The 26,635-nt window shown below is 67.3% G+C and carries 22 protein-coding genes; 18 read left to right on the plus strand and 4 right to left on the minus strand.

Annotated elements, in window-relative coordinates; genetic code table 11:
- Position 1 precedes the first annotated feature (1 nt).
- Genes ACQW02_RS11300 through ACQW02_RS11315 form a run of 4 tightly spaced genes read left to right on the plus strand, consistent with a single transcriptional unit; the run spans position 2 to position 4,412 of the window.
- A complete protein-coding gene (locus ACQW02_RS11300) occupies positions 2-1,435 on the plus strand; it encodes an amidohydrolase family protein (protein WP_431285344.1) in 1,434 nt (477 codons plus the stop codon).
- Entirely contained in the window at positions 1,432-2,397 is a 966-nt protein-coding gene (locus tag ACQW02_RS11305) for an ABC transporter ATP-binding protein (RefSeq protein ID WP_431285345.1), read from the plus strand. The genes ACQW02_RS11300 and ACQW02_RS11305 overlap by 4 nt, the downstream gene beginning before the upstream one ends.
- Entirely contained in the window at positions 2,394-3,434 is a 1,041-nt protein-coding gene (locus ACQW02_RS11310; protein WP_431285346.1) for an ABC transporter ATP-binding protein, read from the plus strand. The genes ACQW02_RS11305 and ACQW02_RS11310 overlap by 4 nt, the downstream gene beginning before the upstream one ends.
- A gap of 24 nt (positions 3,435-3,458) precedes the next feature.
- On the plus strand, positions 3,459-4,412 hold the full coding sequence (locus tag ACQW02_RS11315; protein ID WP_431285347.1) for a Bug family tripartite tricarboxylate transporter substrate binding protein: 954 nt from the start codon (positions 3,459-3,461) through the stop codon (positions 4,410-4,412).
- On the opposite strand, the gene mepA is transcribed toward ACQW02_RS11315, so the two are convergent.
- The 4 genes from mepA to ACQW02_RS11335 all read right to left on the minus strand — a co-directional run bounded on the left by mepA (position 4,399) and on the right by ACQW02_RS11335 (position 8,410).
- On the minus strand, positions 4,399-5,181 hold the full coding sequence (mepA, locus tag ACQW02_RS11320; RefSeq protein ID WP_431285348.1) for a penicillin-insensitive murein endopeptidase: 783 nt from the start codon (positions 5,179-5,181) through the stop codon (positions 4,399-4,401). The two genes, ACQW02_RS11315 and mepA, sit on opposite strands and share 14 nt — an antisense overlap.
- A gap of 307 nt (positions 5,182-5,488) precedes the next feature.
- The gene (locus ACQW02_RS11325; RefSeq protein WP_431285349.1) at positions 5,489-5,626 is read right to left on the minus strand and encodes a hypothetical protein; all 138 of its coding nucleotides are present in this window, start codon (positions 5,624-5,626) and stop codon (positions 5,489-5,491) included.
- A 362-nt stretch (positions 5,627-5,988) separates the two neighbouring features.
- Positions 5,989-6,555 carry a DUF1993 domain-containing protein gene (locus ACQW02_RS11330; RefSeq protein WP_431285350.1) on the minus strand — a complete coding sequence of 189 codons (567 nt, stop codon included), beginning with the start codon at positions 6,553-6,555 and terminating at the stop codon, positions 5,989-5,991.
- 265 nt (positions 6,556-6,820) lie between these two features.
- Positions 6,821-8,410 (minus strand): ABC transporter substrate-binding protein, encoded by a 1,590-nt coding sequence (locus ACQW02_RS11335; RefSeq protein WP_431285896.1) that lies wholly within the window; start codon positions 8,408-8,410, stop codon positions 6,821-6,823.
- 158 nt (positions 8,411-8,568) lie between these two features.
- Between ACQW02_RS11335 and ACQW02_RS11340 the strand changes: the two genes are divergently transcribed.
- The 14 genes from ACQW02_RS11340 (at position 8,569) to ACQW02_RS11405 (ending at position 26,617) form a co-directional block, all read left to right on the plus strand.
- Positions 8,569-9,012 (plus strand): GtrA family protein, encoded by a 444-nt coding sequence (locus ACQW02_RS11340; RefSeq protein ID WP_431285351.1) that lies wholly within the window; start codon positions 8,569-8,571, stop codon positions 9,010-9,012.
- 48 nt (positions 9,013-9,060) lie between these two features.
- On the plus strand, positions 9,061-10,023 hold the full coding sequence (locus tag ACQW02_RS11345; RefSeq protein ID WP_431285352.1) for a glycosyltransferase: 963 nt from the start codon (positions 9,061-9,063) through the stop codon (positions 10,021-10,023).
- Between the two features lie 609 nt (positions 10,024-10,632).
- Positions 10,633-12,411: a type I secretion system permease/ATPase gene (locus ACQW02_RS11350; RefSeq protein WP_431285353.1), complete on the plus strand. Its 1,779-nt coding sequence runs from the start codon at positions 10,633-10,635 to the stop codon at positions 12,409-12,411.
- Positions 12,408-13,778 (plus strand): HlyD family type I secretion periplasmic adaptor subunit, encoded by a 1,371-nt coding sequence (locus ACQW02_RS11355; RefSeq protein ID WP_431285038.1) that lies wholly within the window; start codon positions 12,408-12,410, stop codon positions 13,776-13,778. Before ACQW02_RS11350 ends, ACQW02_RS11355 begins: the two co-directional genes overlap by 4 nt.
- 10 nt (positions 13,779-13,788) lie before the next feature.
- Complete coding sequence (locus ACQW02_RS11360; RefSeq protein ID WP_431285354.1) at positions 13,789-14,052, plus strand: hypothetical protein; 264 nt, start codon at positions 13,789-13,791, stop codon at positions 14,050-14,052.
- Between the two features lie 120 nt (positions 14,053-14,172).
- Complete coding sequence (locus tag ACQW02_RS11365; RefSeq protein ID WP_431285355.1) at positions 14,173-15,768, plus strand: ABC transporter substrate-binding protein; 1,596 nt, start codon at positions 14,173-14,175, stop codon at positions 15,766-15,768.
- 62 nt (positions 15,769-15,830) lie between these two features.
- Entirely contained in the window at positions 15,831-17,414 is a 1,584-nt protein-coding gene (locus tag ACQW02_RS11370; RefSeq protein ID WP_431285356.1) for an ABC transporter substrate-binding protein, read from the plus strand.
- The gene (locus tag ACQW02_RS11375) at positions 17,411-18,985 is read left to right on the plus strand and encodes an ABC transporter substrate-binding protein (protein ID WP_431285357.1); all 1,575 of its coding nucleotides are present in this window, start codon (positions 17,411-17,413) and stop codon (positions 18,983-18,985) included. The genes ACQW02_RS11370 and ACQW02_RS11375 overlap by 4 nt, the downstream gene beginning before the upstream one ends.
- A gap of 136 nt (positions 18,986-19,121) precedes the next feature.
- Positions 19,122-20,720, plus strand: coding sequence for an ABC transporter substrate-binding protein (locus ACQW02_RS11380; RefSeq protein WP_431285358.1), 1,599 nt, complete (start codon positions 19,122-19,124; stop codon positions 20,718-20,720).
- Between the two features lie 17 nt (positions 20,721-20,737).
- Entirely contained in the window at positions 20,738-21,679 is a 942-nt protein-coding gene (locus ACQW02_RS11385) for an ABC transporter permease (RefSeq protein ID WP_431285359.1), read from the plus strand.
- The gene (locus ACQW02_RS11390) at positions 21,676-22,602 is read left to right on the plus strand and encodes an ABC transporter permease (protein ID WP_431285360.1); all 927 of its coding nucleotides are present in this window, start codon (positions 21,676-21,678) and stop codon (positions 22,600-22,602) included. The genes ACQW02_RS11385 and ACQW02_RS11390 overlap by 4 nt, the downstream gene beginning before the upstream one ends.
- On the plus strand, positions 22,599-23,603 hold the full coding sequence (locus ACQW02_RS11395; RefSeq protein WP_431285361.1) for an ABC transporter ATP-binding protein: 1,005 nt from the start codon (positions 22,599-22,601) through the stop codon (positions 23,601-23,603). Before ACQW02_RS11390 ends, ACQW02_RS11395 begins: the two co-directional genes overlap by 4 nt.
- Positions 23,600-24,622 (plus strand): ABC transporter ATP-binding protein, encoded by a 1,023-nt coding sequence (locus tag ACQW02_RS11400; RefSeq protein ID WP_431285362.1) that lies wholly within the window; start codon positions 23,600-23,602, stop codon positions 24,620-24,622. The genes ACQW02_RS11395 and ACQW02_RS11400 overlap by 4 nt, the downstream gene beginning before the upstream one ends.
- A 1,032-nt stretch (positions 24,623-25,654) precedes the next feature.
- Positions 25,655-26,617: a Bug family tripartite tricarboxylate transporter substrate binding protein gene (locus ACQW02_RS11405; RefSeq protein ID WP_431285363.1), complete on the plus strand. Its 963-nt coding sequence runs from the start codon at positions 25,655-25,657 to the stop codon at positions 26,615-26,617.
- Positions 26,618-26,635: the final 18 nt, after the last annotated feature.

Here is a 26,635-nt window from a genome sequence, read left to right on the forward strand (position 1 = left end):
CATGGCGACGACCCTCATCAAGAATGCCGAGATGGTCGTCGCGTGGGATTCCTCGACGGGATCCCACGCCTACATGCGCGACGCGGATGTGGCCTTCACCGACGGCACGCTGACGTTTGTGGGCCGTGGCTATGAAGGCACGGCCGACACCATCATCCCCGGCGCGGGGCGGATGGTCATGCCGGGGCTGGTGAATATCCATTCCCACCCGTCCAGCGAACCGCTGAACAAGGGGCTGATCGATGAGATCGGCAGTCCCGGCCTGTATAATTCCTCGCTCTACGAATACATGCCGATCTTCCGCGCCGATGCGGAGGCTGTGCCGCATTGCGTCCGCGTCGCGCTGTCGGAACTGCTGCTGTCGGGCGTGACCACCCTGGCCGACCTGTCGATGGCGCATCCCGGCTGGCTCGACCTGCTGGGCGAATCCGGGATGCGCGTCTGCATCGCGCCGATGTTCAAGTCGGCGCGCTGGTTCACCAAGAATGGCCATGTCGTCGAATACGAATGGGATGAGGCCGCCGGCGAAAAGGCGATGGCCGAGGCCCTGTCGCTGATCGAACGCGCCCAGCAGCATGAAAGCGGCCGGTTGTTCGGCATGGTCGTGCCGGCGCAGATCGACACCTGCGCGCCGCAACTGCTGAAGGAAAGCCACCAGGAAGCGACCCGTCGCAATATCTCCTGGCAGATCCATGCCGCGCAGTCGGTGGTCGAGTTCCACGAGATCACCCGCCGCCACGGGATGACCCCGATCGGCTGGCTCGACAGCATGGGCCTGCTGACGGACCGCAGCATCATCGGGCATGGCATCTTCCTCGACGACCATCCCTCGACCCGCTGGCACACCACGACCGACCTGTCGCGCCTGGCTGCGACCGGCACGACGGTCGCGCATTGCCCGACGGTGTTTGCCCGGCGCGGCATCACGCTGAAGGATTTTGGCCGCTACAAGCGTGCTGGCGTGAACATGGGCATCGGCACCGATACCTATCCGCACAACATGCTGGATGAGATGCGCCTGGTCGCCTACCTCGCCCGCACCCAGGCCAGCGATCCCCGCACCCTGACCGCGACCGATTTGTTCGAGGCCGCGACCATCGGCGGTGCCAAGGCCCTGGGCCGCGACGACATCGGCCGCCTGGCCCCGGGTTGCCGCGCCGACCTCGTGCTGGTCGACACCACCCATCCGCAGATGCGCCCGGCGCGGGACCCGATGCGCAGCCTGATCTACGCCGCCGGCGAAAGGGCGCTGACGAACGTCTACGTCGATGGCCGCGAAGTCGTCCGCAATGGCGAAGTCCTCACCATGGATTACCGCCAGGCGGCCGAACACCTTCACGAGGCCCAGAAGCGCGTGCTGGGCAAGGCGCCGCAGCAGGACTGGGCGCATCGCCCGGTGGACAAGGTCAGCCCACCGACCTTCCGCAGCCTGTGACACTGCTGCGCGTCGAGGGTCTGCGCAGCGTCTTCGACACCCGCCAGGGTGCCGTGCCCGCTGTGGATGGCGTTGATCTGTCGGTCGAAGCGGGGAAGACCCTCGCCGTCGTCGGCGAAAGCGGCTGTGGCAAGTCGGCGCTGGCCCTGTCGCTGATGCGCCTGCTGCCGCGCCCGGGCCGCATCGCCGCGGGACGCGTGCTGCTGGAGGGCGAGGACCTGCTCACCCTCTCGCCCGCGAAGATGCGGGCGGTGCGTGGGTCGCGACTGGCGATGGTTTTTCAGGAACCCATGACCAGCCTGAACCCCGTCCACACCATCGGCGACCAGATCATGGAGGCGATGCGCGCCCATGACCGCAGCCTGTCGGCCCGCGACCTGCGCGATGCCGCCATCGCGGCCCTGGCGCGCGTGCGCATCCCCAGCCCGGAACGGCGGTTCGAGGATCATCCTCACCGCCTGTCCGGCGGCATGCGCCAGCGCGTGATGATCGCCATGGCCCTGGCCTGCCGCCCGCGCCTGCTGATCGCCGACGAACCCACCACCGCGCTGGACGTGACGGTGCAGGCCCAGATCCTCGACCTCCTGCGCGACATCCAGGCCGAGACGGGGATGGGCATGATCCTGATCACCCACGACCTCGGCGTGGTCGCGGAAACCGCCGATGAGGTCGCGGTGATGTATGCCGGGCGCGTGGTGGAACGGACCACCGCCACCGAACTTTTCGCTGACCCGCAGCACCCGTATACGATCGGCTTGCTCGGCAGCATCCCGCGCATGGACCTGGAAGTCGCCCGCCTGCCGACCATCGAGGGCAGCGTGCCGCCCGCCTTCGCCTGGCCGCGCGGCTGCCGCTTTGCGCCGCGCTGCGCCTTCGCCGAAGCCGCCTGCGAGACCGCGCCACCTCCGCTGGCGATGCTGGCGCCGGGGCATGAGGCTGCGTGCCTCTTGGCGCCGCTATGACGATCCTGGAACTGAACGGCATCGCCAAGCATTTTTCCACGCGGGGCGGCGTTGTGCGCGCCGTCGATGGTGTCTCCTTCCGGCTGGCACGTGGCGAGACCCTGGCCCTGGTCGGCGAAAGCGGCTGCGGCAAATCCACTACGGCGCGGCTGGCCTTGCGGCTGATCGAACCCAGTGCCGGCACCCTGCATTTCGATGGCGCCGATATCACCAAGGCCCCCGCCAAGACGCTGCGGGCCATGCGGCGCCGGGCGCAGATCGTGTTCCAGGACCCCTATGCCAGCCTGAACCCGCGCCACAGCATCGCCGAGACGCTGGAAGAACCGTTGCTCGTCCATGGCATCGGCGATGCCGCGTCGCGGCGCGCCCGGGTCGCGGAACTGCTGTCGCTGGTGGGGTTGTCGCCCTTCCACGCCGAACGCTTCCCGCACGAGTTCAGCGGCGGCCAGCGCCAGCGCATCGGCATCGCCCGCGCGCTGGCGGCGGGTCCCGACCTGGTGGTCTGCGACGAGCCGGTGAGCGCGCTGGATGTCTCGATCCAGGCGCAGGTGGTGAACCTGCTGAAGGACCTGCAGGCGCGGTTTGGCCTGGCCTATCTGTTCATCGCGCATGACCTGGCCGTGGTGCGGCACATGGCCGACCGGGTGGCGGTGATGTACCTCGGCCGGATCGTGGAGCAGGCCGACAAGCGCTCGCTCTTCGCGGCACCCAGCCATCCCTATACGCGCGCCCTGCTGGCCGCGATCCCACGGCCGGACCCGGCAGGGCGCGGTCGGTTGTCGCCGCCGCCGGGCGATCCGCCCAGCCCGATCAACCCGCCCGCCGGCTGCCCCTTTCACCCGCGCTGCGGTTTTGCCGAGGCGCGCTGCGCCACCGACGTGCCGCCGCTGCGGGCGATCGCGCCGGGGCATGTGGTCGCCTGCCATCTGGCCGAGAGCCTGCCGCCGCAACCCGCCGCCGTGGATGATCGGCCCTCGGAAAACGCCATGCGACGGATCGCGCTGTCGGCATCGCGTATGGCGGCCAAGGCGATGTAGCGTTCCTCCTTGGAGGAACCGCCCATGTTCAAGAGAAGCCTTGTCGCCCTGTGCCTGCTCGCCGGCCCGGCCCTGGCCCAGACTTGGCCAAGCCAGCCGGTCCGGCTGGTGGTGCCCTATGCCGCCGGGGGCGCGACCGATGTCATCGCCCGCGTGCTGGCAGAGGGCATGTCGGCCCGGCTGCCGCATCGCATCCTGGTCGAGAACCGTACCGGCGCCGGCGGCAATATCGGCGCCGAGGCCGTGGCGCGTGCCGCCCCCGATGGGCAGACCTTGCTCTTCACCAACATCGGCCATGCCGTGCTGCGGGCGATCTACCCGCGGCTGACCTATGACCCAGTGCAAGACCTGGCTCCCATTTCCATCGTCGCGGAAAGCCCGATGGTGCTGTTGGCCGCGAACCGGATGCCCGACACCATCCAGGGTTTCGTGGCCGCGCTGCGGGCGGAGCCGGGCAAGTTCGAATACGGCACCACGGGTGGTGGTGGCGCGCTGCAACTGGCGGCGCTGCTGTTCCTGCGTGCGTCGAACACGCAGATGATCGAGGTGCCGTATCGTGGTGGCTCGCCCGCGACCTTGGACCTCGCGGCCGGGCGGATCGCGATGCTGTATGACGCCGGCCTGACCGCCTTCGCCACGGCGCGGGGCGGGCAGGCGCGGGCGCTGGCAGTCAGCAGCCCCCGGCGTAGCGCCGTGGCGCCCGATGTGCCGACCGTGGCCGAGGCCGGATTCCCCGATGCGACCATGGTGGTCTGGCAGGCGGTGATGGCGCCCGCCGCGACACCCACGCCGATCCAGGACCGCATCGCCGCCAGCATCGCCACGACCCTGGCCGATACCGAATTGGCGGCGCGGCTGGCGGGGCTTGGTGCCGAACGCCTCGTCGGTGGCACGCCGGCCGAGGCGCGGGTGTATGTCGCGACGGAGACGGCCCGGTGGGAGCCGATCATGCGGGCGGCTGGCGTCACCGCCCAATAAGCACGGAGGCACAGGCCGCCGGCAGTCGTGGCGGCGGGCCGGGCGGGCGGGGCGCGGGACGACGCGCCTCGGCCGAGAACCACCAGTCCAGCCCCGCATCGCAGCCGTCGCCGGCGGGGACGGGGGATTGCGCGATGCAGTCGGGCGATCCGGCGGGGCAGCCGAGGCGCACATGCATATGGCTGTCGTGGCCATACCAGGGGCGGACTCGGCGCATCCAGGCCTCGCCACGGTGGGGGCCGCAGAGGGCGCGTTTGATGGTGAAGTTGACGAAGATGCGCTCGACGCCGGGGCTTTCGGCGGCCAGGCGGATCAGGGCGGCGTGGCGCGGGGTGAAGCGGTCGGGATCGACGGCGGTCTCGCCCGGCAGGACGAGGGAGGGGGTGTCGATCCGTTCCCGCTCGGCGGATTTGGGGCCGAGGTCGAGCCAGATATCGGCGTCGAGCCCGATCTGGTGGCTGGAATGGCCGAAGGGCAGGGGCCCGCCGCGGGGTTGGCCGAGGTCGCCGATCCACAGCGGCTGAAACCCCGCCGCCTGGGCGCGGCCGGCAAAGCCGGTGACGAAGGCGGTCAGGGTCGGGTGGCCGTAGTAGCGGTTGCGGGAAGGGCGGACGACGAGGAAGCCCGGGCCTTCCTGCGGTAGCGCCACCGCGCCCGCGATGCAGCCGTTGGTATGCGATCCGATGATTCTTGACGGCGGGGCGGAGGGGCTGCGGGCGGCGGCCCAGTCGCGTGATGGCTGCGCCCAGGCGAGCCCGGGCAGCAGCAAAAAAGCGAGGAAAAACCTGGAGAATGCGGCTTTCGGACAAATAGCCGCCACCCCATCCGCAAGCCCCCGAAAAACCACGCGGATGCCGCTTTCGGACAAATCCCGCGCGCCTCTCCGCTTGGCATTCCGGGGCGGATCGGAAGGGGGAGAGACGGTCGAAATGGGGCGGCTCCTCATATCTCGGCGGATGATGGAAACATAACGGGAACACTTGTTAAAATGCAAGTATTTTCCGTGCGATAGGTCCGATGACAGGTGCCGGGATGGGCGGGCGCTCCCTGCGAGCTGGTCTGTTTTGTATCGTATGTCATCGTGTTTGATGTTGTTCAGGCGTCGGCCAGACCTGCCCCGGCGCGCCGCCTGGGCCGAGCGCGCAGCGCATGATCCCGGCAAGTGCCGCGTCGAGCGCCGGGTCGTCGGCGATGAACGGCTTGGCGAAGTCCATCTCGATGCGAAGTGGCCCCCCAATCCAGCGGCGCGCTGTACAGTTCGGTACGGGACGCTGCCGTCGAGGTCGCAGTGAAACACGTTTTCCGCCCCCTCGGGAGAGACGTGGATTTCTCCCCCGCGCGATGCCCCAACCGTCGCCTGCGCGCGAAGAATGGTGAACCCCACGGCGTCGCGCTCGCCGTCCCGGGTCTCATGGAAGCCCTGCTTCAGCAAGACGCTCTACCGCGAGCGCAATCAGGTCGAACGCTTCTTCAGCAAGCTCAAACAGGTCCGACGCATCGCAACCCGCCACGGTCAAACTCGCCTCATTGCGACTGAGGTTGCGCGCTGCGACCCGATGGCGTCAGAACCTACGGGCTAGGCAGTCCTCGTGCGCAATCGGCCCTCGTAGTCACCCTTTCCGATCGGCACGCCCCGTGTGCGCAGGATGTCGTAGGCCGTGACGGCGTGGAAATAGAAGTTGGGCAGCGAGTACGAGAGGAGGAAGGTCTCGGGCGTGAAAGCCAGGGTCCGAGGGCCCCAAGCCGAACTGGAGGCGTTTTCCTCGTCAACCGGTCGGAAGACATCAATATCCAGGTCCTTGCCGGACCAGCTATTGACCTCTTCGGGGGTTAACGCCTCCAGCGTCGTTACCGCCTGGCTGACCATGGCCCGTAGGTCGGTGAATGGTATCGCTCCCGCCAGGGGCGGTGGAGCGAATACGCCCGTCCTCACCGCCTCCAGCCCCCACACGGCATGATTCCTCAGGGTTTCGATCTGGAAATGGAAAGGCGCCATGTCGGGATGGAGGCGGGCGTGGACGAAATCGTCCGGATCGACACCGGTCTCGGCGCAATGCTTCGCGGCGCGGTTGAGGAAACCTGATACCGCTCGGATGGTTTGCAGAAACGTGGGCACACTAAGGTCATAGAGCGTTATGGTCATGACCCAGTTTAACCGTCTGGAACTCCCCCGCCACACGTTATCTGATTGTGAGTCTACAACCTGGCAACGCCTGCCCGTGCAGGAATTGCGGGTGGCCGAAGACCGAAATGCGCACGCCCGGGGAGAGCGGGATCCAGAATGCCGTGGCCTGCCCGGCAGGAAGCCCCTCGCTTCATCCTGCCAAAAACCCCGGCGGGTCCAGGGGCCCCGGGCTCCTGGTGGGTGGGGGCTGAGGAGGGCGAAGCCCTCCCCAGGGAGCCGCCCCTCACACCTGGCGGATGTTCCAGAACACCGGCGGGCCTTTCAGCACCCCCGTCATGCTGCGGCGATAGGCCGTCGGCTGGAAATACTGCCCGGTCGGCACATAGGGCACCTGGTCGAAGGCGACGCGCTGCATCTCCCGCGTCGCGGCCTGTTGGGTCGCCAGGTTGGGGGCGTCGAACCAGGCATCGCGGGCGGTTTCGATGGCGGGGATGTCAGGCCAGCCGAACCAAGCCTGGTTGCCATTGCCGCGGATGGCGTTGTGGCCGGCCGGGGTCCAGTGGTCGATGCCGGACCAGAAGGTGAAGAAGCCCGACCAGCCGCCTCGATCGATCGGTTCCCGCGACGCGCGGCGCTGCACCACGGTGCCCCAGTCGGTCGCGACGTATTCGACGTCAAAACCCATGCGGCGGAACAGATCGCCGCCGACCAGCGAACAGGCGTTGATCGAGGCCAGGTCCGTCGCCGCCAGCAGGGTCAGTTTCGACCCCATGGCGCCGGCCGCCTGCAATTCGGTGCGGGCGGCGGCGATGTTCTTCTGCAACCGGTCCAGCCCGATGTCGGAGGCAAGCGGGCTGCGGGGTGCGAAGAATCCCACGCCCTCACGGATCAGCGCTGGGTCGGTGCCGATGACGGCCGTCATCATGTCGGCCTGGTTCACCGCGGTCAGCACGGCGCGGCGCACCGCCGGGTTGTTGAAGGGGGCGGTGGTATGGTTGGGGCGGAAGGTGCCGATCAGCCCCATGGGGTCCGCGACCTCCACCATCACGTTGCGGTTGCGGGCGAGCGCGGGGAAGAGGTCGGCCGTCGGCTGTTCCCACCAGTCCATCTCGCCCGATTGGATGGCGGCGGCGGCGGTCGCGGCATCGGGGATTATGTGCCATTCGACCCGTTCGAAATGCGCGACCTTTATGCCCGCGGTGTTGCGGGCGGGGCCGGCATTGGGGTTGGGCGTGTAATTGGGGTTGCGGACCCAGATGGCCTTGACCCCGGGCACCCATTCCTCGCGCACGAAGCGATAGGGGCCGCTGCCGGTCGCGTCGGTGATCTGGGTGAAGGGATCGGTACGGGCGACACGCTCGGGCATGATGAACAGGCAGGGCGTGGTCACCTTGGCGAAGGCGTCCAGCATCATCGGGAAGGGTTTTTTCAGCCGGATCTCGAAGCGCAGGTCGTCCAGCGCCGACATGGATTCGGTCTGGCTTTCCAGCCGCTGGCCAAAGGCGTCGCGCTTGGCCCAGCGGGCGATGCTGGCGACCGCATCGGCGGCGCGGACGGGTTCGCCATCGGTGAACTTCATGCCGGAGCGCAGGGTGAAGACCCAGCGCAGGCCGTCATTCTCGACCACATGCCCGGCCACCGCCTGCGGATGGACGTTGTAGTCGTCGTCCACGCCGTAGAGTTGCTCGTAGACCATGTAGGCGTGGTTGCGGGCGATGTAGGCGGTGGTCCAGAACGGATCGATCGTCGACAGATTGGCCTGGGGGACGAACTTGATCACCCGCGCATTGGCGGCCTGCCCCAAGGCGGGGGCGGAAAGAATGGCCGGCGCGCCGAGCATGGCGGCCCCGAGCATCAGGTCGCGTCGCAGCATGGTCATAGGGGTCTCCTCAGGCGGAACGGCAGACTAGGGCGCGCCGCGGCGCGGTGAAAAGCGGCTTGATGGCGGGTGGCCGTGGGTTCCTGGCTTCACCCCCTGGCTTCACCCCCTGGCTTCCCTGGCCGGCCGTAGCGTGCGATGGCCCCCGCACCATGCCCGTTGCCACCCTGATCACCCGCCTGTCGCCGCGCCATGCGCCCATGCTGATCGAGGCGTTTCGCTTCGGCGTCGTGGGGGCCTTGGGCTTCCTGGTCGATACGGCGGTGCTCTATGGGGCGCTGGCGCTGGGGGCGGGGCTGTATGGCGGGCGGGTGCTGTCGTACCTGGCGGCCGCGAGCTTCACCTGGGCGGTGAACCGGGCCTGGACCTTTGCGGGGCGCGCCGCGGGGGCGAAGGCCGGGCGGCAATGGGCGCTGTTCGTGCTGGTGAACCTGGGCGGTTTCGTTTTGAACTACGGCACCTATGCCGCGATGGTCGCCTGGTGGCCGCTGGCGGCGCTGCATCCGGTGCTGGGCGTGGCCGGGGGGGCGATCGCCGGCATGGGGTGCAATTTCGTGCTGTCCCGCGCCGTGGTGTTCCGCCCCCCTCAAGCCTAGATCCGGCCCGCCATGATGCCGCCATCCCAAAGGACGATGACCCCCGCCATGTCGGATTCCCAATCCCCGCCCCGCGTCGCCGTGCTGGTGCCTTGCTATAACGAAGAAGTGGCGATCCCGCTGGTGGTCGCGGCCTTTCGCGCCGCGCTGCCGGATGCGGTGATCTACGTCTACGACAACAACAGCACCGATGGCACGATGGCCGCGGCCCGCGCCGCCGGCGCGGTGGTGCGCAGCGAGACCTTGCAGGGCAAGGGCAATGTCATCCGCCGCATGTTCGCGGATATCGAGGCCGATGCCTACGTGCTGGTGGATGGCGACGACACCTACGACGCGACGCGCGCGCCGGAGATGGTGCGCCGTATGGTCGAGGAGCGGCTGGACATGGTGACCGGCGTGCGCATCACCGCCGTGGAGAAACAGGGCGCGGCGTATCGACCCGGGCATGTGCTGGGCAACCTGGTGCTGACCGGGATGGTGCGGGCGGTGTTCGGCGACCGGATTTCCGACATGCTGTCGGGGTATCGGGCCTTCTCGCGCCGCTTCGTGAAATCCTTCCCGGCGCTGGCCGAGGGGTTCGAGACGGAGACGGAATTCACCGTCCATGCGCTGGAACTGCGCATGCCGGTGGGCGAGGTCCCCGGCGCCTATCGCGAGCGTCCGCCGGGGTCGGTGTCGAAGCTGTCGACCTTCCGCGACGGCTGGCGGATCCTGCGGACCATCCTGGGGCTGGTGAAGCGGGAACGGCCGATGGCGTTTTTCGGCGCCGGGGCAGGGGTATTGGCGGTGCTCAGCCTGGCGCTGTTCCTGCCGGTCCTGGCGACCTACCTGAACACCGGCCTGGTGCCGCGGGTGCCGACCTTGATCGCAGTGATCGGGATGTGGATCGTGGCCAGCCTGTTCATGGTCTGCGGGTTGATCCTGGGCACGGTCACGCGCGGGCGGCGGGAATTGAAGCGCCTGGCGTATCTGGCGGTACCGACGCGGGGGGGCGAAGGTCGTCCTTCCTAATTCGAGAAGCTGCATGGCCAGTCACGAGAAATCAGGGCTGCGAGACTGTCCGTGTCGCATGACGGTTCCGTCATATCGGTCGATATGACATCCTTGGCGCCGCGCGTCGCGGCGTGCCGGGCCATGCCTGTTGGTGGTTATGGAAAAATCCGCCCCCCCGCCACGCCGAAAGACGGGCCGAACCCGGTCCCTTGATCGAGAGGCCATGCCGCTGGTCTGGCGGCGCGTGTCCAGGGCAGGGGGGGCGGCGCCGGCCGCCTTGACGCAGCATTCGGCGGTCAGGTGAGGGCATGTCCACCCTGGCCCGCGACGGTGCCCCATGTGGCAAGATGCCGCGCGTGGCGGCCGGCTCGGCCCAGGTGAAAACCCCCGCCCAACCGGTCAGGATGCCCGGAAAGGGCAAAAACCTTGGTAACAACCGTTGTATGCAGTCGATGACTCGACTGTCATGCAAAGCTGCCATTGTGCTTTCAGCGACATTTGCGCTGCGATATAGAGCGGCCGTCGTCCTGGCCCGCCGCCGGACATGCAAATGGACAAAACGCCCCATATGATTTTCTCGCCGAGCAAGCCTGCCACGACCGCAACCCGCCTGGTTCGGGCCGACTGATGGCGATGCCGCCGCGCGGATCCGCGCCGGTCACGGATACGCCACTGTCGCGGGCCGTGGCGTCCTGTCGCCGGCAATTGTTCTCGGTGGGGCTGTTCAGCGGCATCGTGAACCTGCTGCAGCTAACCGTCAGCCTCTACATGATGCAGGTGTTCGACCGCGTGCTGGCGACCCGCAGCATGGATACGCTGTACTTCCTGACGCTGATCGCGATCCTGGCGATCCTGGTGCTGGCGCTGCTGGAGGCCGTGCGGTCGCTGATCATGCAGCGGGTCGCCGCCTGGATCGAACAGCGCGTGGCCCCCGAAAGCTTTTCCCGCGCGATCGAGGCGCAGTTGCGCGGCCGGCCCTACCGGATGGAGGCGCTGCGCGACCTTGCGATCTGCCGCGGCTGGCTTGGGTCGCCGGGGGCGCTGGCGCTGTATGACGTGCCCTGGGTGCCGGTCTACCTGGCGGTGATCTTCCTGCTGCATCCGGTGATGGGCTGGATCGCGCTGGCCGGTGCGGCGCTGTTGTTCGCGCTGACCATGGTGAACGAGATGGTCACCTCCCACCTGTTGCGGCAGGCGAATACGGCCGGCATCGCCAGCCAGCGCCGCGCCGATGCGATCGGCCGCAATGCCGAGGTCATCGACAGCATGGGCATGGGCCCGGCCGTGATGCGCCGTTGGCGCGAGGCGGTGGCCGAGGCGGTGCCGCCGCAGACCCTGGCGGCCGATCGCGGCGCGATGATGACGGCGACGACGAAGTTCATCCGGCTCGCGGTGCAGATCGGCATCCTGGGGGTCGGGGCCTATCTGGTGCTGATGCAGGAATTGACCTCCGGCGCCTCGATCGCGGGGTCGATCATCATGGGCCGGGCGCTGGCCCCGGTGGAGCAGTTGATCGGCGGCTGGAAGGGGCTGGTGTCGGCCCGCCAATCCTATCGCCGGCTGTCCGGCTTCATGGCGATGCCGCGGCTGCGCCCGCCGGGGATGCCGCTGCCGGAACCGAAGGGCGCGCTGAGCGTCGAACGGGTGACCTTCGGGCTGCCGGGCATGGCCATGCCGATCGTCAAGGGCGTCGCCTTCGCGTTGGAGCCTGGGCAGTCGCTGGCCATCATCGGGCCGTCGGCGGCGGGCAAGACCACGCTGATCCGGCTGCTGATCGGCGTGACCGCGCCGACCAGCGGCGCCGTGCGCCTGGATGGCGCCGATGTGCATACCTGGATGCGTGAGGATTTCGGCCGCCACATCGGCTACCTGCCGCAGGACGTGGAATTGTTCGACGGCACGGTGTTCCGCAACATCGCCCGCATGGCGGAATCCGAGCCCGAGCCCGTCTTCGCCGCCGCCATGCTGGCCGGCTGCCATGAGATGATCCTGCGCCTGCCCGATGGCTACGACACCGAGATCGGGGAGGGCGGGCAGCATCTGTCCGGCGGCCAGCGCCAGTTGATCGGCCTGGCGCGCGCCTTGTTCGGATCGCCCAAGTTCGTCGTGCTGGACGAGCCCAACAGCAACCTGGACGGTGACGCCGAGGCGCGGCTGGTGGGCGCGTTGGAGAAGCTGAAGGACCAGGGCACCACGGTCGTGCTGGTCAGCCACCGCCCGACCCTGGTGCAGGGTGTGGACCGCGTGTTGCTGATGAAGGATGGCGCGGTCGAGATGTTTGGGCCAAGGGCCGATGTGTTGAAGCAGTTGATGGGCGCGCCGCGCCCGGCGGCGGCGGCGATCGCCGCCGTGCCCTCCACGGGCCGCCTGCCGCCGCCCGCCCCCAAGCAGGAGGGCGTGGCATGAGCACCGCCGAGATCGTCGCCCAGCGCGCCGCCCGGCTGCCCGCGCTGTCCCGCCCGCTGCCGCCGGATATCGTGCTCGACACGCCGGGGCCGCGCACGCGCGGGGCCAGCCTGTTCGGCCTGGCCGTGGTGGTGCTGTTCTTCGGTGGCTTCGCCGCCTGGTCGGTGATGGCGCCGCTGGCCGAGGCCGCGATCGCCGCGGGCTCCATCCGCAGCGAATTCAGCCGCCGCACCATCCAGCACCTGGAAGGCGGCATCGTGCGCGAGATACTGGTGCATGACGGCGACCGGGTGACGGAGGGCCAGGTGCTGGTCCGGCTGGATGACGCGCAATCGGCCGCCAACCTGGAAACCATGCGCGCCAGCCGCTGGTCGCTGCTGGCGCAGGATGCGCGGGCGCGGGCGGAACTGGCCGGCGTCAACGCCATCGCCTTCCCGGACGAGTTGTCCGCCAGCACCGATGTCCGCGCGATGGAGGCCGTGGCCGGCCAGCGCGCGCTGTTCGAGGCACGGCGGGCGTCTCTGCTCAGCCAGTTGCAGGTGCTGGAATCGCGCGCGGCGCAGCAGAATTCGGTGCGCGCCGGCGCCGCCAGCCAGGTGCTGTCGGCGGAAACCCAGTTGCGGTCCTTCCGCCAGGAGGAACGTGATATCGCGCCCCTGGTGGGCCAGGGGCTGATCCAGCGGCCGCGCCTGCTGCAATTGCAGCGCAGCGCGACCGAACAGGAACAGCGCATCTCCGCGGGCCAGGCCGATATCGAGCGCGCCGCCGGCGCCATCGAGGAGGCGCGCAACCAGGCACGCCAGATCGAGGACCAGCGGTTGCAGGAAACTGCGACCGAATTGCGCGACGTGCGCACCCGGCTGAACGAGGCCGAGGAACGGCTGCGCATGGCGCAGGATGTCTCGACCCGGCGCGACATCCTGGCGCCCGAGGCGGGCACGATCATCGGGCTGAAGGTGTTCAACATCGGCGCCGTGGTCCGTGCCGGTGAGCCGCTGATGGAGCTGGTGCCGGCGCGCGACCGCCTGGTGGCGGAGGTGCAGTTGCAGCCGACCGATATCGACGTGGTCTATCCCGGGCTGCAGGCGGAGGTGCGGCTGCCTGGCTTCAAGCAGCGGCTGGTGCCCTTCCTGCATGGCCACGTGACCCATGTGGCGCCCGACGCGACCTTTGACGAACGCAGCAGGGCCTTCCACTATCGGGTGCTGGTCAGCATCGACCCGAGCCAGTTGGCCGGCCTGCCCGGTGTCACGCTGGTGCCGGGCATGCCGGTCGAGGCGCAGATCCAGACGGGCGAGCGTTCGTTCCTGCGCTACATGATCCAGCCGGTGCTCGACAGCTTCCACCGCGCGTTCCGTGAACAGTAAGGCGCCCAGTATGATGAATCCGGTTCTGCCGATGCTGTTTACCGACGGGGTGATCGACGCGCAGGTGATGCATGGGGTGGCGCGGATCACGCTCGGCCAGGCGGGCGGGGATGGGAAACCGCAGCCGGTCGGGCAATTGATCGTCCCGCTGGGGCAATTGCCGGTGCTGGCGAATGGGCTGATCGCGCTGCTCAAGCAGATCGAGGCGAAGGTCAAGGAAGCCCAGCCCCCGGCGCCGGCCGCCAGCGAAGGATCGTTCCGCTTCACCGGCTGAGGAGAAAGGGGCAGGGCGGGGCAACACCCCGTTTCGCTGTCACCCAATGAAACGTGTTTCACGCCTTGCCAGCCGGCTGGCCATGGGCAGGATGCGTCCGTAATTCACCGGAGAAACGTCATGCACCGTCGCAGCCTTGTCACCGGCACCGCCGCGGTGGCGGCAGCCGCCAGCCTGCCGCGCGTGGCGGCCGCGCAGACACAACCGGCACGGGTGCTGAAGTTCATCCCCCAGTCGGACCTGGCCGTGCTCGACCCCATCGTGACCACCGCCTATGTCACGCGGCACCACGCCTACATGGTCTATGACACGCTCTACGGCATCGACGCCGACTACATGCCGCAGCCGCAGATGGCCGAGGGCCATACGGTCGAGGATGAGGGCAAGCGCGTCACCATCAAGCTGCGCGAGGGCTTGCTGTTCCACGATGGCGAACCCGTGCGGGCGCGCGACTGCGTCGCCTCGATCCGTCGCTGGGCCGCGCGCGACGGCTTGGGGCAGGTGCTGCTGACCCTGACGGACGAGATGGTGGCGACAGATGACCGCACCATCACGATCCGGCTGAAGCGGCCCTTCCCGCTGTTGTTCGACGCGCTGGCCAAGCCCTCCACGCCGGTCTGCTTCATCATGCCCGAGCGCCTGGCCAGCACCGATGCCGCGACCCCGCTGCGCGAGGTGATGGGCAGCGGCCCGTTCCGCTTCGTCGCCAGCGAACGCGTGCCGGGCAGCCGCGTGGTCTATGAACGCTTCGCCCGCTACGTGCCGCGGCCCGAGGGCACGGCGGCCTGGACATCCGGCCCCAAGCGCACCTTCTTCGACCGCGTCGAATGGCATGTGATCCCGGATGCGGCGACCGCGGCCAATGCGTTGCAGAATGGCGAGATGGATTGGTGGGAACAGCCCACCGCCGATCTGCAGCCCGTGCTGCGGCGCAACCGCAATGTGGTCATGGAGATCCCCGACCCGACCGGGCTGATGGCGCTGTGCCGCTTCAACCAGTTGCATCCGCCCTTCGACAAGCCGGAGGTGCGCCGGGCGCTGCTGGGGGCGGTGAACCAGTCCGATTTCATGACCGCCGTGATCGGCACCGATCGCAGCCTGTTCCGCGACGGCGTCGGCTATTTCCCGCCCGGGACGCCGATGGCATCGGATGCGGGGATGGAGGCGCTGACGTCACCGCGCGACATGGACAAGGTGAAGCGGGACCTGGCGGCCGCCGGGTACAATGGTGAGCGGATCACGCTGATCGCGGCATCGGATTTCCCGTCGCTGTCGGCGCTGGCGCAGGTCGGCAACGACATGTTCACCAAGGCGGGGATGAATGTGGAATTCGTCTCGACCGACTGGGGCACGGTGGTGCAGCGGCGGGCGAGCCAGGAACCTGCCTCGCGCGGCGGCTGGAGCGTGTTCTTCACCTTCTTCGCCGGCGTCGACATGTTCAACCCGGCGGTCCACCAGTCGCTGCGCGGCACCGGCCGCCAGGCCTGGTTCGGCTGGCCGACGGCGCCGGAATTGGAGCGGCTGCGCGGGCTGTGGCTGGAGGCGCCGGATCTGGCGGCCCAGCAGGCCGTCGCCCGCCAGGTGCAGACCCAGGCTTTTGCGGACGTGCCTTACCTTCCGCTTGGGCAATATTTCCAGGCAACCGCCTATCGGCGCGGCATCACCGGCGTGCTGAAGGGGCTGCCGCTGTTCTGGAACGTGCAGCGGGGCGCATGAGGCGGCTTGCGGCGGCGGGCCGCACCTGATCTGCTCCCCGGGACGTGTTCCTGGGAGCGATCATGAAGCGCAGAGATGTTTTCAAGGCGGCCGCTGCGGCGACTGCCGCGCCGGGCTTTGCCATCGCCCAGCCGGTCGGCAGCCGCGTGCTGAAGATGGTGCCGCAGGCGAACCTGACCAGCCTGGACCCGATCTGGACCACGGCGAACATCACCCGAAACCATGGCTACATGGTGTTCGACACGCTCTATGGGATGGATTCCCAGTTCCAGCCGCAGCCGCAGATGGCGGCGGGCGCGGTGGTCGAGAATGGCGGGCTGTCGGTCACCATCACCCTGCGCGACGGGTTGCGGTTCCACGATGGCGAACCGGTGCGCGCCATCGACTGCACCACCAGCCTCGCACGCTGGATGAAGCGCAGCCCCTCCGGCCAGAAACTGGAAACCTTCGTCGATGCGCTGGAGGCGCTGGACGACAAGCGGCTGCGCTTCACGCTGAAGCGGCCGTTTCCGCTGCTGCTGTCGTCGCTGGCGCAGGTGTCGAACAGCCCGGCCTTCATCATGCCCGAGCGGCTGGCGCGGACCGATCCGTTCCAGCAGGTGCGCGAGGTCGTGGGCAGCGGCCCGTTCCGCTTCGTCCCCGGCGAGTTCAATTCGGGCAGCAAGGTCGTCTATGCCCGCAATGACGCCTATGTGCCGGTGTCGACCGGAACGCCCAGCCTGACGGCGGGGCCGAAGGTCGCGCATTTCGACCGGGTCGAGTGGCACATCATCGTCGATGCCGCGACGGCATCGGCGGCCCTCCAGACGGGTGAGGTGGATTGGTACGAGCAGCCGCCGCCGGAGATTCAAACCCTGCTGCGGCGCAACCGCAATGTCCGCATCGATGCGATCGACCCGCTGCCGCTGATTGGCATCATGCGCTTCAACCATCTGCATGCGCCGTTCAACGACAAGCGCGTGCGACAGGCGCTGCTGCCGGCGATCGACCAGGCCGATTTCATGAGCGCGATCGTCGGCCCCGATCCCAGCGTCTACAAGACCGGCGTCGGCATGTTCACGCCGGGCACGCCGCTGGCCAATGATGCGGGGCTGGCACCACTGTTGGGGCCGCGCAGCGTGGATCGCGCCAAGGCGCTTTTGCGTGAGGCGGGCTACACCGACGCGCCGATGCGGCTGATCGGGCCGACGGATATCCTGGCGCCATCGGCGATGTCGCAGGTCGGTGCGGATCTGATGAAGCGCGTCGGCATGAATGTCGATGCGTCCTTCTCCGACTGGGGCACGGTCGTGCAACGGCGCACGTCGCGTGAGCCGGTGTCGGCGGGGGGATGGAGCATGTTGTTCACCTCCTTCTCCTCCTTCGACTTCGTCGACCTGTCGGCGCATTTCCCGCTGCGTGGCAATGGGCTTGCGTCCTGGCCGGGCTGGCCGACGATGCCGCGGCTGGAGGAATTGCGCGACGCCTGGTTCGTGGCGCCCGATCTTGACGCGCAGAAGGCGATCGCGCGGGAAATCCAGACGGTCGCGATGGATGAACTGCCGTATATCCCGGTCGGGGCCTATACCTCGCTGACCGCGCATCGCAGCAACCTTGTCGACCGCGTCAGCGGAATGGCGCTCTTTTGGGGGATTCGCCGCACATGATCGGTCGTCGCCAAATCCCCGCGCTGGCGGGGCTTGCCATGGCTTCGCCGGCGCTGTCGCAAGGCAGCGTCGCGCGGACGCTTCGTGTGATCCCGCAGGCGAACTTGACCAGCCTGGATCCGGTCTGGACGACGGCGGTGGTCACCCGCAACCACGCCTTCATGATCTACGACCAGCTTTGCGCGCAGGATGCCGCGGGCAATATCCAGCCGCAGATGGGGGAGGGCTGGGTCACCGAACCCGATGGCCTGGCCTGGACTTTTACGCTGCGCCCGGGGCTGTTGTTCCACGACAACGTGCCCGTGCGCGCGCAGGATGCGGTTGCGTCGATCAAGCGTTGGGCGCGGCGCGACCCGTTCATGCAGGTGCTGGCGCCGAATATCGCCGAGGTCGAGGCGCTGGACGACCGGCGTTTCCGCTTCCGGCTGCACAAGCCGGTGCCCTTGCTGGTGCAGGCGCTGGGGCAGACGCAGTTTCCCTGCTTCATCATGCCGGAGCGCATCGCGCAGACCGATGCCTTCCAGCAGATCCGCGACACCGTGGGGTCCGGTCCGTTCCGCTTCATCGCCGGGGAATGGAACCCGGGCCAGAAGGCGGTCTGGGCGAAGCATGATGGCTATGTGCCCCGCAACGGGGCGGTGGATGGGCTGGCCGGCGGGCGTGCGCCAAAGATCGACCGGGTCGAATGGACGGTGATCTCCGACAGCGCCACCGCGGGCAATGCGATGGTGCAGGGCGAGCAGGATTACTGGGAATACCCGCTGCACGACCTGGTGCCGATGATGCGCCGGTCGCGCGACCTGGTGGTGGAACAGCGGTTGCTGGACGGCACCTATGGCGTCTGCCGCTTCAACACGCTGCATCCGCCGTTCAACAACCCCGCGATCCGCCGCGCTGTCGCGATGGCGGTGGACCAGCGCGACTACCTGACGGCCGTGGCCGGCGACGATACCGCCGGCTGGGGTGTATGCGAGGGCGTCTTCACCTGCGGCACGCCGATGGCCAATGAGGTCGGCAGCGAGATCCTGAAGACCCGCAGCATCGACCGTGCGCGCGCGGCGTTGCGGGCCGCCGGCTACAACAACGAGAAGGTCGTGCTGATCGCGCCGGGCGACTATCCGCAGATCAACGCGCTGTCGCTGGTCACCGCCGATCTGCTGACGCGGATGGGGATGAATGTCGAACTGATCTCGGCCGACTGGGGCACCTTGATCCAGCGCCGTGCCAGCAAGGAACCGGTGGAACGTGGTGGCTGGAGCGTGATCCACACCACCTCCTCCGGCCAATCGCTGGCGATGCCGGTGTTCCATTTGTTCCTGCGCACCAACGGCCCCAATGCCTGGTTCGGCTGGCCGGAGGATGCGGAGATCGAGCGGCTGCGCGCGGAATGGGTGGATAGCGCGGACCCCGCCCAAAGCCGCCGCATCGCCGAGGCGCTGAACCGGCGCGCGATGGAGGTCATGGCCTATGTGCCCTTGGGCTTCTACTGGCAGCCATCGGCTTGGCGGCGGAACGTGACGGGGGTGTTCCGCTCACCGGTCACGGCCTTCTGGAACATCGGCAAGGCCTGAACGCGGCACGTAACGTGCATTGTTGCTGAAGTGGCGCCATGACAGGCATCCGGGATGCTGTCATGCGTCTGGCGCGTAGCATAAAGTTCAGGCAGGCTGCCCAAACACGGGGCGTCTTAAAGAAGGAAAGAAGTCGATGGATCGCAGGTCATTCCTGAAGACGGGCGTTGCCGCCGGTGCCGTGGCGGCGTCGGGCGGGATGTCCGCGCCGGCCTTCAGCCAGAACGCGGCCCGCACCCTGCGCTTCGTGCCGCAGGCGAACCTTGCGAACTTCGATCCGATCTGGGGCACGCAATACGTCGTGCGCAACGCGGCGGCGGCGGTCTGGGACACGCTGTATGGCGTCGATGACAAGCTTGAACCGAAGATGCAGATGGTCGAGGCCGACCAGGTTTCGGCCGATGGCCTCGTCTGGGAATTCCGCCTGCGCCCGGGGCTGAAGTTCCACGACAATACGCCCGTGCTGGCCAAGGACGTCGTGGCCTCGCTGACCCGCTGGGCGCCGCGCGACCCGATGGGGCAGATGATCGCGGCGATCCAGAATGAGCTCGTCGCGGTGGATGACCGCACGATTCGCTGGTCGTTGAAGACGCCGTATCCGAAGATGCGTTTCGCGCTCGGCAAGAACAGCACGCCGATGCCCTTCATCATGCCGGAGCGGATCGCGGCGACCAACGCGTTTTCGCAGATCACCGAATACGTGGGTTCCGGCCCGATGCGCTTCCTGCGCGACGAATGGGTGCCGGGCGCCAAGGCGGTGTTCCAGAAATTCGATGGCTATGTGCCTCGGCAGGAGCCAAGTTCCTGGCTCGCCGGCGGCAAGAACATCCTGGTCGATCGCGTCGAATGGATCGTGATGCCCGATCCGGCGACCGCTTCGGCCGCGTTGCAGAATGGCGAGGTCGACTGGTGGGAAAACCCCATTCCCGACCTGGTGCCGGTGCTGCGGCGCAACCGCAACCTGCTGGTCGATATCGCCGATCCGCTGGGCAACATCGGTTCGTTCCGCATGAACCACCTGCATGCGCCGTTCAACGACGTGCGCATCCGTCGCGCGGTGATGATGGCGTTGAGCCAGGAAGACTACATGCGCGCCCTGGTGGGTGACGACACCAACCTGTGGAAGGCGCTGCCGTCCTACTTCACCCCCGGCACGTCGTCCTACACGGAGGTCGGTGGCGACATCCTGAAGGGGCCGCGCAACATGGATGCGGCCAAGCGCCTGCTGGCCGAAGCCGGCTACGCGAACCAGCCGGTGACCTGCATCGTCGCGCAGGACCAGTCCATCACCAAGTCGATGGGCGATGTCACGGCCGACCTGCTGAAGCGGATGGGCATGAACGTCGATTTCGTCGCGACCGACTGGGGCACCACGGGTCAGCGCCGCGCGCTGAAGAACCCGCCGGGGCAGGGTGGCTGGAGCATGTTCCACACCTGGCATGCCGGTGCGGATTGCGTGAACCCGGCCGGGTACAACGCGCTGCGCGGCAACGGCGACAATGCCTGGTTCGGCTGGCCGACCTCCGCCCCGACCGAGGCGGCGATCACCGAATGGTACGGCGCCCCGGATGCGGCTGCCGAAAAAGCCGCTATGGAGAAGATCAACACCGCCGCCATGACCGACGTGGTCTATGCGCCGACCGGCTTCTTCCTGTCGTACACATCGTGGCGTCGCAATGTCTCGGGCATCCAGAAGGGGCCGCTGCCTTTCTTCTGGGGCGTCAGCAAGACCTGATAGGCTAGATAAGATCCATGTGGGCCTATGTCCTCCGGCGCGTGCTCGCCACCATCCCCGTCATGGCGGTGGTGGCGTTGTTCGTCTTCTCACTTCTCTACATCGCGCCGGGGGACCCCGCGGCCATCATCGCCGGTGACCAGGCGACACCGCAGGATGTCGAACGCATCCGGGCGTCGCTGGGGCTCGACCGGCCCTACCTGGTGCGCTTCGGCGTCTGGTTGTGGGACATCCTGCGGGGTGACCTCGGGACGTCGATCTTCACCAACCTGCCCGTCGCCCACATGATCAAGCAGCGGATCGAGCCGACCTTGTCGCTGATGGTCGTGACCTTGATCCTGGCGGTGTCCATCGCGGTGCCGATGGGGGTGGTGGCGGCCTGGAAGCAGGGCACCTTCATCGACCGGCTGGTGATGGGGTTTGCCGTGCTGGGGTTCTCGGTGCCGGTCTTCGTCGTCGGCTACCTGCTGGCCTATGTCTTCGCGCTGGAACTCGATTGGTTGCCGGTGCAGGGCTATACGCCGATCGCGCGGGGGATCGGGCCCTGGATGGAAAACCTGGTGCTGCCGGCGATCGCGCTGGGGGGTGTCTATATCGCGCTGATCGCGCGCATCACCCGGGCGACGATGCTGGAGGTCTTGAGCCAGGACTATATCCGCACCGCGCGCGCCAAGGGGGCAGGGCAGGCGAATATCCTGTTCCTGCATGCGCTGAAGAACGCGGCTGTGCCGATCGTGACCGTCATCGGCATCGGCATCGCGCTGCTGATCGGCGGCGCCGTCGTGACCGAAAGCGTCTTCGCCATTCCGGGGCTGGGGCGGCTGACGGTGGATGCCATCCTGCGGCGTGACTACCCTGTGATTCAGGGCGTCGTGCTGTTGTTCTCCTTCATCTACGTGCTGGTGAATCTGGTGATCGACCTCGCCTACACATTGTTCGACCCGAGGATCAGGTATTGAGCGCCTTTATTGCCGACCGTGGCGCGATCAACGCCCAGACGGTCCGTGCCGCCGAACCGATGCCGGATATCCTGCCGGCGGTGTCGCCACGCAGGGGGCTGATCGGTTTCTGCCGGCGCAACCCGACCATCGCGGTCGGTGGGGCGCTGCTGATCATCATGCTCTGCATCGCGGTCTTCGCGCCGTTGTTGTGGACCCGCGATCCGACGGCGCTGGCGCCGGCGCTGCGGACCCGCGAACCGGGGGCGCGCTGGTGGTTCGGCACGGACATGCTGGGGCGCGACGTGTATTCGCGTGTGCTCTATGGCGCGCGCGTGTCGCTGCTGGTGGGGTTTTCGGTGGCCTTGCTGGCCTCGGCCGCCGGGTTGTTCATCGGGCTGATCTCGGGCTTCATCCGCGGCATCGATGCCGTGGTGATGCGCGTGATGGACGGCATGATGTCGATCCCGCCGATCCTGCTGGCCATCGCGCTGATGGCGCTGACCCGTGGGTCCGTCCAGAACGTCATCATCGCCATCACCATCGCCGAGATCCCGCGCGTGTCGCGGCTGGTGCGCGGCGTGGTGCTCTCCTTGCGCGAACAACCCTATGTGGAGGCCGCCATCGCATCCGGCACGCGCACACCGCGCATCATCATCCGTCACATCCTGCCGAATACGCTGGCCCCGCTGACGGTGCAGGCGACCTACATCTGTGCCGCGGCGATGATCACAGAGGCGATCCTGTCCTTCATCGGCGCCGGCACGCCGCCGACCATTCCCTCCTGGGGCAACATCATGGCCGAGGGCCGGGCGCTGTGGCAGGTCAAACCCTATATCGTCTTCTTCCCGGCGATCTTCCTGTCGGTCACCGTTTTGGCCGTGAACCTCTTGGGCGACGGGCTGCGCGATGCGCTTGACCCGCGGATGGCGAAGCGTCTGTGAGCACTTCTGAAGGCGCATTGCTCAGCGTTGAGCAGTTGCAGACCCATTTCCGTACCCCCGATGGCGTGAACCGCGCCGTCGACGGGGTGTCCTTCCACGTCCATGCCGGGGAAACCCTGGCCATCGTCGGCGAAAGCGGCTGCGGGAAATCCGTGACCGCCATGTCGATCCTGCGGCTGATCCCCGAACCGCCGGGGAAGATCGCCGGCAAGATCAAGTTCCTGGGGCGTGACCTGTTGACCTTGAGCGACCGCGAGATGCGGAAGATCCGGGGCAATGAGATCAGCATGATCTTTCAGGAACCGATGACCAGCCTGAACCCGGTGCTGACCGTGGGGCGCCAGATCGGCGAGACCCTGCGCCTGCACCAGGGGCTGTCGTCGGATGCCGCGGAAAAGAAGGCGGTCGAGATGCTGACCCTGGTCGGCATCCCGTCCCCGGAAACCCGCGTGAAGGACTACCCACACCAATTGTCGGGCGGCATGCGCCAGCGGGTGATGATCGCCATCGCCCTGGCCTGCAACCCAAAACTGTTGATCGCGGACGAACCCACGACGGCGCTGGATGTCACCATCCAGGCGCAGATCCTGGACCTGATGCGCAACCTGAAGCATCGGGTGGGGGCGGCGATCGTGCTGATCACCCATGACCTTGGCGTGGTGGCCGAGGTCGCGGAGCGGGTCGTCGTGATGTACGCCGGCCGCAAGGTGGAGGAAGCGCGTGTCGCCGACCTCTTCGCCAATCCGCGCCACCCCTATACGCAGGGGTTGCTGGGGGCGATGCCGAAACTGGGGTCGTCGCTGTCGGGCGAGACCACGCGCCTGGCGGAAATCCCCGGGCTGGTGCCGAGCCTGAAGAAAAAGATCCCGGGCTGCGTCTTCGCCGGCCGCTGCTTCAAGGCGACGGAGGTTTGCGAGATCGTGGCACCCGCGTTGGAAATGAAGGCGCCGAACCACGTCGCGGCCTGCCATTACGCCGAAGTCGAAGCGGTGGCGGCATGAGCACGCCCCTGCTGGAGGTCAATGACCTCAAGAAGCACTTCCCGATCCGGGGCGGCTTGCTGGGCAATACCACGGGCTATGTCTATGCCGTGGATGGCGTGTCCTTCTCGATCGAGAAGGGGGAGACGCTGTCGCTGGTGGGTGAATCCGGCTGCGGCAAATCCACCGTCGGCCGTGCCGTGCTGCAATTGTTCGGGATCACCGATGGGCAGGTGGTGCTGGATGGGCAGCGCGTGGACACGATGTCGCCCAGCACGTTCCGTCCGCTCAGGCGGCGGATGCAGGTGGTGTTCCAGGACCCGTTCAGCAGCCTGAACCCCCGCATGCGGGTGCGCGACATCCTGGCCGAGCCGATCCGCAATTTCGGCCTGGCCAAGGACGCGGTCGACCTGGATGACCGCCTGGCGCGGTTGATGGACACGGTGCGCCTGCCGCGGGATGCGATCGGGCGCTGGCCGCATGAATTCAGCGGCGGGCAGCGCCAGCGCATCGGCATCGCCCGGGCCTTGGCAGCCGAACCCGATTTGATCGTCTGCGACGAGGCGGTGTCGGCGCTGGACGTGTCGGTGAAGGCGCAGATCGTGAACCTGCTGCAGGATCTGCAGAAGGAACTCGGCCTGGCGATGCTGTTCATCAGCCATGATTTGGCGATCGTGGAACACATGACGCACCGTGTCGCGGTCATGTATTTGGGCAAGATCGTGGAGGTCGCGGACAAGCGCAGCCTCTTCTCCAAGCCCATGCACCCCTATACGGAGGCGCTGCTGTCGGCCGTGCCCGTGCCGATCCCTGGCATGGCGCGGACGCGGAAGATCCTGGTCGGCGATGTGCCCAGCCCGATCAACCCGCCCAAGGGCTGCCGCTTCCACACGCGCTGCCCCTATGCCTTCGACCGCTGCCGGGTGGATGAGCCGGAGTTGCGGGCGCCGGCGATGCATGGTGTCGCGGCGGGGCATGTGGCGGCCTGCCATCTGCATGATTTGCCGGCGGCCGAGAATCCGCTTTTGAAGGCGGCCTGACGGGGCGGCTTTCACGGGCTGAGGCCAAGTCGGCAAGTTTTCAGTCACGCTGATGGCATGGTGGCCAGGCGCTGTAGCGTGATGCGATCATCACGCTACAGCACAGTGACAAATTCATGCTTCAACGAACATGAGGCTTGGCTGATCGCGGGGCGGCGTGTTGCGCGACAGGGTACCGCGTCAAGGCAACGAGTTCGGGCCCTCAGCGGCGAAGGCCGGTAGACTTGCAACGGGTCGCTCCTGTGAGACGTACATCCGGTCGATGCATCCGGGGGGGCGGAACCAACCGGGCGATAAGCGGAGTTGGGCGCTGTCACCCTGCCTTACTCCTCGCAACGGGCGATAGAAGGTCCCCGCTCCTCCGCCTGTTGGGGGAGGGCCGTATTGCCCTCGATCGAACTCAGCGCTCAATGCATCAAGTATTCTGCAGGGTATCTGTAACGGTCCGCTTCCGGTTAGAGAAACTGCTCGTGTTAGACCTGCCCTACAATCTACTCTGAAAGAAAACTCCAGAGTGAACGTGCTCCATACTCCCCTTTCGGCGCCTGACGCCTCGTATATTTCCCTTGCCCATGGAAAAGAGGTGACCTCCGCCCCCGGCCTACATTCGTCGGGCGTTCCGGGTCTCCGCGTCGTTAGGGGTCCCAGCGCATAGGCTCGTCTGACTAGCCGAAAGTTGACGCCAAGAACGCGTTGTACGGTCTCAATGTCAGATATGTCGGTGTAGCGAGACAAGACAATCACCGGCCCTTCCACCTTGTCCAAAGAGGCAAGCATTGTGCAGCCGTTCAGCAGCAACGGGGCAAGGATCAGTACGACGAAGGCTGGCGCATTTATGTTGTTCATCTTCATCAGCCATTCGAAATTGAATTCGATACTAGGCAGGAGAAGGAAAATATCAACACTCTGAACTTATAATTTCGGTTGAAGGCGGCCTGACCAGTCGGCGGTCGGGCCTTCCGCCCGGCCGCCGATCTCCGCTAGCATTTCTCCCAAGCGCCGCGGCTGCAGACCGACGGTAAAGGGGGGAACATGTTCATCGCACGACGCAGCCTGGTGGCCGCGACGGCCCTGCCGTCCGTCTCCTTCGCGCAATCCGTCTGGCCGGCGCAGCCCGTCCGCTTCATCACGCCCTTCGCCCCCGGCGGGGGCGTCGATACGCTGGTCCGGCTTTACTGCGCCAAGCTCGCTTCCCTGACCGGGCAATCCTTCGTCGTGGAGAACCGCCCCGGTGCGGGCGGCAATATCGGCATGCTCGCGATCGCGCGCGCGCCGGCGGATGGCACGGTGATCGGCCTGGGCTCGGTTTCCTCGCTGGCGATCTCACCGACCTTGCGTGCCGATATCCCCTTCGATGTCGAGAATGACTTCACCTATATCGCCGGGCTCTGGCAGTTGCCGAACCTGCTGATCATCAACAATGACATCCCGGCCCGCACCATGCCGGAGCTGATCGCGCTGATCCGCGGCAATCCGGGCAAGTATACCTTTGCCAGCCCGGGTTCCGGCACGACGGTCCATCTGTCGGGCGAGATGTTCAAGCAAAGCGCCGGGCTGGACATGCTGCACGTGCCCTATCGCGGCGGGGCCGCGGCGCAGATCGATGTCATGGCCGGGCGCGTCCATATGATCTTCGACAATATCCCGCAGAGCCTGGCCACCGCCCGCGACGGCAAGGCGCGGGCGATGGCGGTGACCAGCCTGGCGCGCAGCCCCCATGCGCCGGAGATCCCGGCGATGTCGGAGTTCCTGCCGGGGTTCGACATCACCTCCTGGGGCAGTGTGATCGGCCCGGCCGGGTTGCCGGCGCCGGTCGTCGCGCGGCTGGCCGCCTTGACCCGCGCCGTGCTGGAAAGCCCCGACTTCGTCGCCCGCCTGGCCGAGAATGGCGCCAGCGCCTGGGTGAAATCACCGGAGGACCTCGTGGCCTTCCGCCGCGCCAATGAGGCGCAGTTGGCGCCGGTGATCCGCGCCTCGGGCGCCCGCATCGAATAGGGCAGGGCCGCGTCGGCA

Source organism: Humitalea sp. 24SJ18S-53, assembly GCF_050632385.1.
Lineage (GTDB): Bacteria > Pseudomonadota > Alphaproteobacteria > Acetobacterales > Acetobacteraceae > Humitalea.